Source organism: Vibrio sp. JCM 18905 (genome assembly GCF_055393305.1).
Map to the genome: position 1 here is coordinate 1742384 of NZ_AP043879.1, position 12596 is coordinate 1754979.

Here is a 12596-nt window from a genome sequence, read left to right on the forward strand (position 1 = left end):
GCAAACAACAATCATTATCAACAAATAAAAGTAGTGGAATTAATAAATATGGAAAGTCCGAATCGATTTCATCGTTCTGCGGTTGCAGTCGTGGTATCCGCGCTTATTGCTGGTCACGCCAGTGCCACTGAGAGCACTTCTCAGCACGAAACTATCACAGTACTTGGCGAAACATACCGAAACACCGCAACTAAAACCGTTTTAGAACCGGAAGAAACGCCGCAAGCGATCACGGTAATCACTAAAGATGACATGGACCTGCGCGGCGTAAACTCGGTGAGCGAAGCATTACGTTACGCGCCTGGCGTAAATACAGAGCTGCGTGGCGGTGCCGTTTCCCGACTTGACCTATTCAATATTCGTGGTTTTATTAACTACACCAACTTTTATGATGGTCTTCCTTTGCTGTACAACGGCTGGAACCTTCAACCTCAGGTCGATTCCGTTGCCCTTGAACAAATCGAGGTTTTTAAAGGGCCAACGTCTGTTCTTTACGGCAATATTCCACCAGGAGGCATGGTCAATATTATCGCCAAGGCGCCTCAGTCAACACCTTCGCACTCTGTCTCGATTAGTACTGGGACTAACAGGCTAAAAGAACTGACGTTCGACACCACAGGACAAATTGGTGACTCTAATGTTGATTACCGTATTATCGGCCTAGCAAAACAGCGAGATGGTCAAGCCGATACGTCTGAAGACGAACGTTATATCCTCGCTCCATCTTTCAATTGGCAAGCGACAGAAAGCACCTTAGTCAACGTGAATGTTTACTATCAAAATGATCCATCAGCAGGTATCTACACGACCGTGCCAGCGTCTGGCTCAGTGATTGACAACCCACTTGGCTCGATGTCACCAAGCACTTATTTGGGGGATGAGGACTGGAACACTTACGAACGCGAAGTTCTGATGATGGGTTACAAAGTCCAACACGACTTTAACAACAATTGGCAATTTCTACAGAATGCCCGCTACATGACCGCCGATGCCTATCAGGAAAACACATATAACGGTGCACTTGAAGCGGATAACCGTACCGTTGGTCGAAATGCTTATTTAACCGATGAAAAGTCCAAATCCTTTGTGATTGACAACCAACTATCTGGCTACGTTAAAACAGGAAATTTTGAACATAACTTATTGTTTGGGCTTGATTATCAGTATCTAGATTCGGATGTAAAATACAAAGATACGCTTGGGTATTCGCTAACTCAGGACATCTTTAATCCTGACCACAACAGCATTGATCGTAATGCACTGAATTTTCAATACAAACAAAACTTAGATATCAAAACGAAGCAAATTGGCGTTTATTTGCAAGATCAAGTTCGTTACGACCAACTTGTAATGATTGCGGGTCTTCGTTGGGATAAATACGATTCAAATACAGACGCCGTGAACGATTACCTAGGAGCAATATCCAACAGCAAGGAAGAGTTAGACGACACCAACGTATCTTTCCGAGTCGGCGGTTTGTATGAACTCGACTTCGGCCTATCCCCATACCTTACTTACTCCGAGAGTTTTGAGCCGATTGCGGGTGCAGATGCCACAGGCAAAGCGTTTGAACCATCAACCGGGCATCAGTGGGAACTCGGTTTTAAATACGCGCCATTGTCTGGCGATATTTCGGGTAATTTAGCGTTCTTCCATATTACGAAGAAAAACGCGATCTTGACCGATCCGAATAATCCTTATGCACCGAACTATCAAGCTGGCGAAGTGGTATCACAGGGTGTTGAACTAGAAGCAAAGTGGCAAGCCACAGCACAAGCTGATTTAACTCTAGGCTACACGTATACCGATATGGATATTACAGAGGACAGTTATTACAACCAAGAAGGTAAAACGCCGGTTTGGGTACCTGAGCAAACGGCCTCTTTATGGGCCAACTACTTCTTTGAAGGAAATCTTTCAGGCCTTCGTACCAGTGCTGGCGTTCGCTATGTCGGAGAAGCACAAATTGATGCTCAAAACAGCGAAAAAGTGCCTGACTACACCTTGTTTGATTTGGCAGCAAGTTACGATTTCTCAACAGTATCTGAATCAATGAAAGGGGCTAGCGTCACGCTTTCTGCAAGCAATCTATTCGATAAAGAATACTATTCTTGTTACGACAAAAATAACTGTTGGTTTGGCGCTGAGCGCTCTATCGAGGCGAAGTTAAAATACAACTTCTAACCTCTTAGAGCGGAACAGCAGTAATTTGTAAAGCGATGGTTTCTACAACAAGCCATCGCTTTTTATTTTGCATAGAGCATCAATATAAACGCTACCGCGTCACTTTTTTATAACACCTTTCCGGCCTACCTACCGACCCATAGTTTAAATCAGCCTCTAGTTCACCAGTGCTGATCAGATACTCCAAATAGCGCCTTGCCGTTGTTCGGCTCGCACCAATCTTTTCGCCTGCCTCATCAGCGGTCAGCACACTATCATTTGGGAACAACTCTCTGATCTTATCTAAGGTTACACCATCAATCCCTTTCGGTAATCGGTTCGGCAAGTTGTCTTGATTGGCGTGAGACTGCAGCATTTTATCAACGAGGTTCTGATCCAAACTCTCTACGATGTCTAGTTGTTGGCGTTGGGACACATACTTTTTCAGTGCGGCATCTAAGCGTGGAAACATCACTGGTTTGAGTAGGTAATCAACGACACCCCCTCTCATTGCCTGTTGTAGCGTATCGACATCCCTTGCCGCGGTAATCAAAATGACATCACAAGTTTGGTTGTTCGCACGTAATGTATTGAGTATCTCAAGCCCTGTTCCATCAGGAAGGTATACATCCATCAACAAGAGGTCTGGCTTAAGAATATCGAGTTGCATTTCCGCTTCCATTCTCGTGGTCGCAATGCCGACCACTTCCAAACCTGCCAATTGGCTTAAGTATTTGTGGTGCAGCTCAGCAATAGCCAGATCATCTTCAATGATCATTACGCGAGTCGCCATACTCATAATTGTTCTTCCTTGGGTAAATACACCGTTATTCTTGTTCCATAATTTGTGTTGGGCATCATCTCAACATGGCCGTGATATCGAGTAGCCAACTGGTTGACAAGATGCAATCCTACCCCCCGATTTTGACGAGATTTCGTCGACACCCCTTTTTTAAATAGCACCTGCGGCTCTATATCGCTTGGTAAACCACAACCTTGATCTATCACCTCAAGTATCACTTCATTTCCGTAATCACTCACTGACACATCGATATTTCTGCGCTCCGATGCGACATTCGATTCATCACGAATCGAGGTTAACGTTGCGTCGAAAGCGTTATCAATTAAGTTGCCCAGAATGGTGACAAGGTCTTCCGAATTTAGCCACTCAGGCAGAGGCTCCAAACGACTGCCTTCTTCAACCACCAGCTGTAAGCCTAACTCGCGAGCACGTTCTGTTTTTCCAAGCAACATACCAGCAATTAACGGGTCTTTAACGGTGTCTCTTAAAAATTCGATCATCGCTTGATAGTGTGCGGTTTCTTGCCCAATTAACTTTTGTACGGCATCCAGCTCACCCATCTGAACTAACCCGCTAATGGTGTTTAGCTTATTTCGATGCTCATGGGTTTGCGAACGTAATAAATCTGCATATTCTTTGGTTTGTGATAACTGCTCGGTTAGGTCGTTGATTTCATCCCTTAAACGGAAACTCGATACTGCCCCCACTATTTTTCCATCCACATAAATTGGCGAACGGTTTGCGATCAGACGTTTATGATTAAGGAATATCTCAATATCATGATCTTCCTGTCCGGTTTCTAGCACCGTATATAAGTCACTATCGCGTAACGTCTCAGTCAACGGTTTATTAAGAGCTGCCTCTCTATCAATACCGAGAATCTGACAGGCGCTACGATTGATCGAGCGAAGTATCCCTTGGGCATCAATACTTAACACGCCCTCTTTAATGGTACTCATCGTCACTTCTAATTCGCCGTACAACCGCCCTATCTCTTCAGGCTCGAACCCCAAAATGGCGCGCTGAAACTTTCTCGACGCATAATTGGATACGATGGCATTAGCGACAACAACTACGATGACCATGAAGATCAAAAAAGCCAAAAATGGCTCGATGCGGTCTTGCAGCCGGTCGAGCAAATAGCCAACCGAAACCACACCAATGATGTTCCCTTGCTCGTCAAAAATCGCAGCTTTACCACGAACTGAATAACCTAACGACCCCTGAGCTGTCGAGACATAAGACAACCCCTGCTCTAGCGCTCGACGATTGTCGCCACCTCTCATTGGCTTACCCAACCGCTCATCAACGGGGTGAATTAAGCGCACTCCCTCATGGTCGCCAATAACGATGAATGCAGCACCGATGGCTTCGGTTAATTCTCGGAAACGAAGTTGGTATGGCTGAGGATTTTGGGTTGCGACCATTTCGCGAACAACGGCGGAGTCTGCTAAAAAACGGGCAACACCCAGTGCTTTTTCTCCCATTTCTTGCTCTTGATTGATTTTGAGATAAGTGAATCCTGCAGCGACAAGCAACAGAAGCTCTATCAACCCCGACAGTGTCATAATAATGAGCATTCGCTTACGAAAGCTGATCGTTTTCCAACTCATTGATACATCCTTATGATTCACTCCCAAGCGATTACGTTAACACTCAGTTAACAGCATGGCTTTGTTGCGGTGATAAATCTGTGAGGAAAACAAGCAAACCGCAGAGTTTACGGTTAATTAATCGACGAGCTGAAACATAAAATTACAACCATTCACCAAATTCAGCATTCCTCTCTGATACTCAATTCCATACATAAATTGCCCTTTAAAACATGATCGTGATCACATCGATTTTAGCGGTTTTTGAGGCGTTTTTAGACTTTCCAACGTATAATTTTTAATCAACGAAACCATTGAGAGTTTCGGTTAGAAAGCAGTGAAGCTGGAAGTCTATTAAAAGCTCAACATTAATGTCAGTGATTTGGACACAAATAAAACAAAACACAAATACTGACTATATGACAAACACTTAGACACCATCTGAAAACTGGAAAACTATAAACAGAGGTGCATTTATAGTTAGAAGGAACACCAAACATGGAACGCGATACCTTTGGAATATGCCTGAATAAGGCCATGCTGTCAGAGAATATGTATTCAACGTTTACACACGTCAGGGCTTATGAAAAAAACGGAGGCGGTACTTCTGATCTCAAGGTCCTGTTATCGTTCCCTCAAATGAGTGGAAAAGACCTATTGAATACGATGCGAGGTTCTCGTCAGCTTGAGTGGAGAGCAGAGTTTCACTGTCCATATACGAAGTAAACTTGTAACATCTCCCGCGCCCAGCACAAACATAACTGGGCGCATACTACTGCCCAATTTTCCCTCCTACTTAACACGCAGTTACGAATCCTTTATATTAGAGCTAATACTCTACGACAAAGCAGCCATTATGAAAAAAACAGGAAAGTTTTGGATACTGGGCTTACTTAGCAGCTCGATTTCCCTTGCCTGTCATGCGGCACCAATCACTTTTGATACCGCATGGCAGCTATTGCTAGAAAACAACTATTCTCTTAAAGCTCAACGCTCAAACGTCGAGAATTACCAATACCAAGAGAGTGCCACCAGCAATCTCAACTTACCTCAGGTTACCATTGGCGCGAATTACACGCGTTTAGATACCGATATCACGCTATCGGGAAAACAGATCCTAGACAGCACAGGCGCACACATTAACGTACCTCCTGCTTTTCAACCTATTTTTGGTGCCTTAGCTCATACCACTTCGACCATAACCGAACGCGATATTTTCTCTTCGTCTATTCGTGCCATTTGGCCAATTTTTACTGGTGGTCGTATTTCTGCTGCTCAATCAGCAGCAGAAGGCAAAACAGATGAGGCTAAAAGCCAGCTTCTAATGGAACAACAAGCGCGCTTTGAAGATTTGTCGAAGTACTACTTTTCTGTCGTGCTGGCAAAGGAAGTACTCGCAACGCGGCAAGCGGTTGAAGCTGGACTAAAAAAGCATAGAGATTTTGCCATTAAGCTTGAAGAGCAAGGACAAATCGCACACGTTGAGCGCCTGCAAGCCGAGGCTTCTTTAGATAAAGCATCTGTAGAAACACGTAAAGCCGCTAGCGATTTGAGTATCGCTCAGGCCGCATTAGGTAAATTACTCGCACAAGGTGACGCCGTAGAGCCCGCTGAATCTTTGTTTATCAACGACAGTCTTCCTCCTCTTACCGCTTTTGTCGATCAAACGTTGCTTACCTATCCGGGGTTAGACCTTCTGAGCGCTAAACACAAACAAGCCTCTAGCTTAATCAAAGCAGAAAAAGGGAAATACTATCCTGAAGTTTACCTTTACGGCGACTACAGCTTGTATGAAGACGACTCTCTCGCAAGCCAAATGAAGCCTGACTGGTTAGTTGGTGTCGGTGTGAGCATTCCACTGATTGAATCAACAGGGCGAAGCGAAAAAGTCAAAGCAGCTCAAAGCGTCGTCTCGCAGGTCGACTCATTAAAGTCCCAAGCCAAACAAGACTTATCGCTGTTAGTCCAAAAGACATACTTGGAGGCTCAGCAAGCCATTGATGAAGTACAAGGGCTCGCATCTAGCATTGAACTCGCTAACGAAAACCTGCGCTTGCGTGAAAAAGCATTTACTCAGGGTCTGTCGTCTTCTCTGGATGTTGTGGATGCACAACTTTATGTCGCGAGTATAGAAACACAACGTTCAGCGGCACGTTTCCGCTATTTAATATCTTTAACCAAACTACTCGCATTGAGCAGTGAAATGAACAGCTTCGAACAATATCAAAATACCGCTTATATCCCTGCTTCAACATCCAAAGAGGTGAAATAAATCATGGCAGCTAAATCACTAAAACCCGTTTTACTCTCACTTTGTGCTTTGGGTGTTGTCTCTTGGGTTGGCTATCAATTTTACCAAGCCTATCAACCTGAACCGATCCGCTTACAGGGATTAATTGAAGCCCAGCAATACAGCATTTCCTCAAAAGTTCCAGGGCGTATTGATGAGGTCATGGTCCGTAAAGGCGACGATGTAGAGAAAGGCCAGCTTATTTTTACCCTTCATAGTCCTGAAATTGAAGCGAAGTTAGAACAAGCAAAAGCAGGTGAAAAAGCGGCGGACGCCTTAGCTCAAGAAGCTGAGAAAGGCGCACGTGAGCAACAAATCCAAGCAGCAAAAGATCAGTGGATGAAAGCTAAAGCCGCTGCGAATTTAATGGAAAAAACCTACAATCGTGTGAATAACCTCTATAACGATGGCGTGGTTGCAGAACAAAAGCGCGATGAAGCTTTAACTCAGTGGCAAGCAGCGAAATACACCGAAAGTGCCGCATTTCAAATGTACGAAATGGCAAAAGAAGGCGCGAGAAGTGAAACCAAAGTAGCTGCGGCGGAAAAAGCGCGCATGGCATCGGGTGCCGTAGCCGAAGTAGAAGCGTATGCGAAAGATACTCAGATCTACAGCTGGTTTGACGGCGAAGTCTCTCAAGTTCTACTTCAAAGTGGTGAATTAGCACCTCAGGGCTTCCCGGTTGTTACTGTGATAGATACAGAAGATGCCTGGGCGACACTGAATGTGCGTGAAGATTACCTTCAACACTTTAAAAAAGGAGCAACCTTTGATGCCTATTTGCCTGCCTTAAATAAAAATGTTGAGTTCAAAGTAACGCATGTTGCCGTTATGGGTGACTTTGCAACGTGGAGAGCAACCGATGCTTCTCAAGGTTTTGATCTTCGTACCTTTGAAGTAGAAGCTCGTCCAGCTCAACCCGAACCTGAACTGCGTATGGGAATGAGTGTTGTCGTTGAACTTTAATCACAACCACTAGGTTAATGCTATGACGATTAAGATTTCACAGCGGCATATCTTACGACGAGACAAGTGGTTAGTTTCGTGCCTTACTTGGATACCGATTTTGCTCGCGATGATGATTTGGGGAGTGTTCTCTGCGGGCATTGCCCGGGATCTGCCAATCGGTGTGGTTGATCTACAGCATTCCCAACTTTCTCGAAAGCTCATTCAATCTTTGGATGCGTCGTCGAGTCTGGCTGTTAATTATCACTACACCAGTGCAAGCGAAGCAAAAAATGCGATGATTGAAGGCGATATCTACGCTTACGCGGTCATCCCATCTAAGTTCGATCAAGATATTCTCCAGCACCGCCAACCTCAACTTTCTGTCTTTTACAACAGTCAGTACATTTTGGTAGCGAAATTGATCAACTCTGCCGTTGCGCAAGCACAAGGCTATTTCGATGCTCAGGTTGAAGTAATGAGCAACTTGGCTAAAGGTAACACCACAACGTTAGCAGCGGCTGGTCAGGCTGTACCCGTGTCGACACAAATAACCGCATTATTTAACCGTAACAATAACTACGCACAATTTTTGGTAACGGCTATCGTGCCAGCCATTTGGCAAATATGTATTGTAGTAAGCACTATTTTGATTCTTACCGCGCACTTTCGCATTTATGGTGGAAAGAATGGCTTTGCGTTTTTGGGCGAAAAGCCATACGCCAGGCTCACTTCCCTATTAAGTCAGTACATTCCGGTCTTTATGGCGCAAGGTGCGTTGTTCTTGTATTGGTTTTATTCCGTGCTTGATTGGCCAATGGAAGGCAGTTTTGTGGTTATGCTACTAGCACAATTGGCGACGGTTATCGCCTGTATCATTATGGGAGCGTTGTTCTTCTTCTTGTCGATGGATCCTGCACGTGCGATGAGTTTTGCTGGCGCGTTTACGGCTCCAAGTTTCGCGTTCATGGGAATTACATTCCCAGTTTCTGACATGAACACGCTCGCTTATGCATGGCGTTCATTATTGCCGATTACCCATTACATTGAAGTGCAAGTGAGTCAAGCAAGCTATGGGGCATCGGCCGCACAATCTTTAAGCTCGCTATGGCCTATGATTGGCTACGTTGTGCCCCTGCTCGTTACCGCAGCCTTGATGGGTAAACATCGAACAGCTTCATCAACACGCCAAGCGAAGGAGGCGGTATGACATTGTGGCAACTGATTAAAGCGGAACTGAAGGCCGTTCTAACCAATCCAGTCGTTACGTTGACCGTGTTTGGTGGTGTCGTATTTTACTCGTTTTTATACCCTTTGCCTTATGCACAACAAACGCCTCGTGAACAACCAATCGCGATTGTTAATTTAGATGGTAGTCAGACGAGTTTAAAGCTGGAACGTATGGTTGATGCCTCTCCACAAGTCAACGTAGTTACTCGACTTCATACGATTGCCGATGCAAAACAAGCATTTTTACAACGAGAGATCACCGGTTTTTTAGTCATACCAGAACACTTTTACAAAGACCTAATGCTAGGTAAAAGCCCGACTCTGGCCTACGCTGCGGACGCCTCGTATTTTCTCGTGTACGGAACCGTGGTAGAGGGATTAGCCCAAGCGGGAGGCACATTAGGGGCCCAAGTGAAAGTCAGTAAAATGGTGATAGATGGTGTGCCCATGAGTATGGCTAGCCATAATTACTCTGCTATTAAGCTTAATATGAAACCGACGTTCAACCCAACCATGGGTTACATCGAATACGTAGTGCCAGCAGTATTTGTTCTGATTTTACAACAAACGTTGATCATGGCGGTTGGATTACAAACGGGAACACAGCGTCATGGTCGTGGCTACTGGTCTCAAGTATCAACGGGATCGCTGCTGCTTGTGAGAACGTTAGTATTTGTGGCAATTTATTATTTACTCGGCGCCTATTATTTTGGTTTTAGCTTCGAACGTTTAAGCGTAAACCATATCGCCAACGCGGGCGAACTACTGACCATGTTGTTCCCGTTCTTTTTAGGTTGTTGCGGACTAGGCTTCTGGCTGGGTTACTTACTACCTAGGCGTGAACTGGTCACCTTAGTCGTCCTCGTGAGCTCTATGCCGCTCATTTTCTTGGCTGGTTTTATTTGGCCAGTTGAAGCTATTCCTGCTCCCCTACTATGGATTGCTGATTTAAGCCCAAGTACTTGGGCGATCAAAGCTTTCTTAGCGCTAAACCAAATGGGGGCAACCTGGCAACAAGTCGCACAACATTGGACGGCACTTTGGGCATTGACCGTGCTTTGGGGTAGCGTTGCGTACTGGATTGCTAAGCGCAATAACAAGCCAGTTGTAACAGAAAGTCTAAGTTGATTTCTCTCTACAGCTCAAAGAGATAATCACAAATCAAAAACCTGATGAACGATCTGAGGGGCGATGTATCGCCCCTTTTTTATTGGCGATATTAGCCAATGTGATTGGAAAGTTCGTTTAGCATGCTTCAGTCTCTCTAAATGGCACCTTTGGAACAATCCTATAACCTTATCGACAAATAGTTGATTTTTTGGAAGCATTGTTTATGTCACATGTTGTAACATTGTTTATCTAACGTATTGTAACAAGAGAGAATTGGATGTCTAAAGCGGAATCATCTTCCAGAAAGTTAAGCTTTATTATTATTGGCCTCGTTTTTGTGGTTTGGCTATATAGCTTGTGGGCTGATCGAGTAACACCAATCACTGGCACCGCTCGGATTCATTCTTATCTTGTCCGTATTACTCCAGAGGTTTCGGGGAACCTAACTGAAATCCATGTTCGCAATAATCAAGTCGTCAATGCTGGTGATGTGCTTTTCGAAATTGATCCAAGAGATTATCAAATTAATCTGCGTTCAGCCGAAGCAAACTTAGCCATTGCTGGCCAAAACATTGGAGCCAACACCGCGGCTGTTGAAGTGGCACAAGCTAAGGTCATTGAATCACTCGCAGCTCGTGACAACGCAAGAGAACAAGCAGCTCGCGTAACCGAGCTCGCCGCAAAAGGGGTATTGAGTAAATCTGAGCTAGACAACGCCATCGAAGCTAAAGCACGAGCTCAAGCCACATTAGAGGCAGCAGAAGCGTCCTTAGCTCAAGCCAAGCATAATCTTGGTCCCGAAGGGCAAGATAATCCCCAGATTCTCGCAGCTATAGCAAATCTAGAAAAAGCGCAACTCGACTTACAGCGAACGAAAGTGATTGCTCCATCAAAGGGGATCGTTTCTAACTTACAACTCACTGTTGGGCAAAAAGCGACGACTGGCTCACCTCTTGTCACTTTCATTGATCCGAGAGGCGTGTGGGTATCAGCGCTTGTTCGCGAAAACTCACTCGAGCATGTTCGTGCGGGACAAAAAACAAAGATTGTGTTGGATGCTTTACCTGGCAGAGTGTTTCAAGGGCGAGTAGAAAGCATTGGTTGGGGTACTGGTGGCAGTAACGACGTCGATCCGACAACTGGCTTTTTGGTTGCAGACAATAATTCCTTAAACGCACAGCGCTATCCTGTAAATATTGTTTTTGAAGGCGGAGATATTCCCGAAAACGTACGTTATGGTTCGAAAGCAACGGTCGCCTTTTTAACTGAGCAAAGTACCTTTGGAGAGTGGCTGGCGTCTCTCTGGATGAGAGTGTTGAGTATCTGGACTTATGTTTCATAGTTCAGCAAACCCAATCATTAGATTGGTTTTCACTCCGATTCTTTTACTGTTTTACTTACAGTATTCAGGTGCGCCCACTCCCTTTATCGCGCCAATATTCGTTGTGATTTTTCTAACACTGATGCCATCTAAACCCCCGTTCAACATGATGTTGAAATTGCTGGTAATACTCTCACTTCTCAGCTTCGGCATCGTAACTTTAGCAGGAGCGCTCATGAGCTCCCCTAGTGGCTTCTTACTGTTTACTTGGTCACTTCTCTGTTGGAGTTATTACCGAAGTCATCGCGATCCCAAAGACATTGTTTCGACACTCACTTTGATCGTTGTATTGATTATCGTGGTCACAAGCCTACAAATGGGGTTGCCGCTTGAGGGATTGCCATGGGTCTTATTTACTAGTTTCATTGTTGCGTTGGTTGCCACATATATTAGCTTTTGGCTATTCCCTGGGGACGAAAAAGATATACAACCAGACCAAACCACTCTTGATGGCGCAAACGAACATATCGGGCTTATCGTCTTTAAAGCAACCGCATTGTGTGTTGTTTTGTATGCACTAATATCATCCGGAAGCTCTCAAACGCTATTGATCGCAATAACATTTGGCAGCATGATTAAGCACCCAATTAATCAAGACAGTCATTCCTTTGGGCGGTATCGAATTATCACTACAAGCCTAGGGATCTTGTTTACTATTCCATGCATGCTTGCAGTAGCCACAGGTGCACCTACTTACGTTGTACTTGGCGTTACCATCTTTTGTGGCCTGCAACTAGCGTGTTTTGCAATACGTCGACAGACACACTTAACCATCTATCAATTGCTTTTTACTAACTTCACTGTGCTGACTTACCAGATTATTAACAATACGGGCATCGAATCATTTTCTGCTCAAATGACTCGATTCGTCTCTATTTCTATCGCTATAGTTCTAGGGGTACTGGTTCTCAATTTATTTAGATCAGAGCAAGAGGTGAAATAACTGCAGCCTCTCTTTCTTAAACTAACAGCGGCTGAGCGATATGAGCTTTCTCATTGAACGAAGCTTGAATAAATAAAAAAAGCATCGATCTTATACTCACATACAGAGGATTACTCCCTCCCAATAACCATTAACGTCCA

At 44.6% G+C, this 12596-nt stretch carries 10 protein-coding genes; 8 read left to right on the top strand and 2 right to left on the bottom strand.

Features of this window, described 5'->3' with window-relative positions; translation table 11 throughout:
- The first annotated feature begins 48 nt into the window (after nucleotides 1-48).
- The gene (locus tag ACZ5ZC_RS16145; RefSeq protein ID WP_464932104.1) at nucleotides 49-2184 is read left to right on the top strand and encodes a TonB-dependent siderophore receptor; all 2136 of its coding nucleotides are present in this window, start codon (nucleotides 49-51) and stop codon (nucleotides 2182-2184) included.
- 91 nt (nucleotides 2185-2275) lie between these two features.
- Here the strand turns inward: ACZ5ZC_RS16145 and ACZ5ZC_RS16150 are convergent, their stop codons facing one another.
- Nucleotides 2276-2962 carry a response regulator gene (locus ACZ5ZC_RS16150; RefSeq protein WP_161444213.1) on the bottom strand — a complete coding sequence of 229 codons (687 nt, stop codon included), beginning with the start codon at nucleotides 2960-2962 and terminating at the stop codon, nucleotides 2276-2278.
- A complete protein-coding gene (locus tag ACZ5ZC_RS16155; RefSeq protein WP_464932105.1) occupies nucleotides 2959-4578 on the bottom strand; it encodes an ATP-binding protein in 1620 nt (539 codons plus the stop codon). The genes ACZ5ZC_RS16150 and ACZ5ZC_RS16155 overlap by 4 nt, the downstream gene beginning before the upstream one ends.
- 477 nt (nucleotides 4579-5055) lie before the next feature.
- Between ACZ5ZC_RS16155 and ACZ5ZC_RS16160 the strand changes: the two genes are divergently transcribed.
- From ACZ5ZC_RS16160 to ACZ5ZC_RS16190, 7 genes are all read left to right on the top strand, one after another.
- On the top strand, nucleotides 5056-5283 hold the full coding sequence (locus ACZ5ZC_RS16160; RefSeq protein WP_005377125.1) for a hypothetical protein: 228 nt from the start codon (nucleotides 5056-5058) through the stop codon (nucleotides 5281-5283).
- A gap of 130 nt (nucleotides 5284-5413) precedes the next feature.
- On the top strand, nucleotides 5414-6829 hold the full coding sequence (locus tag ACZ5ZC_RS16165) for a TolC family protein (protein WP_054867011.1): 1416 nt from the start codon (nucleotides 5414-5416) through the stop codon (nucleotides 6827-6829).
- A gap of 3 nt (nucleotides 6830-6832) precedes the next feature.
- A complete protein-coding gene (locus tag ACZ5ZC_RS16170) occupies nucleotides 6833-7813 on the top strand; it encodes an HlyD family secretion protein (RefSeq protein ID WP_054867010.1) in 981 nt (326 codons plus the stop codon).
- 22 nt (nucleotides 7814-7835) lie between these two features.
- Complete coding sequence (locus tag ACZ5ZC_RS16175) at nucleotides 7836-9002, top strand: ABC transporter permease (RefSeq protein ID WP_464932106.1); 1167 nt, start codon at nucleotides 7836-7838, stop codon at nucleotides 9000-9002.
- A complete protein-coding gene (locus tag ACZ5ZC_RS16180) occupies nucleotides 8999-10150 on the top strand; it encodes an ABC transporter permease (protein ID WP_464932107.1) in 1152 nt (383 codons plus the stop codon). Before ACZ5ZC_RS16175 ends, ACZ5ZC_RS16180 begins: the two co-directional genes overlap by 4 nt.
- A 259-nt stretch (nucleotides 10151-10409) precedes the next feature.
- A complete protein-coding gene (locus ACZ5ZC_RS16185) occupies nucleotides 10410-11474 on the top strand; it encodes an HlyD family secretion protein (RefSeq protein WP_048626478.1) in 1065 nt (354 codons plus the stop codon).
- Nucleotides 11464-12456: a DUF2955 domain-containing protein gene (locus tag ACZ5ZC_RS16190; protein WP_048626479.1), complete on the top strand. Its 993-nt coding sequence runs from the start codon at nucleotides 11464-11466 to the stop codon at nucleotides 12454-12456. The genes ACZ5ZC_RS16185 and ACZ5ZC_RS16190 overlap by 11 nt, the downstream gene beginning before the upstream one ends.
- Nucleotides 12457-12596: the final 140 nt, after the last annotated feature.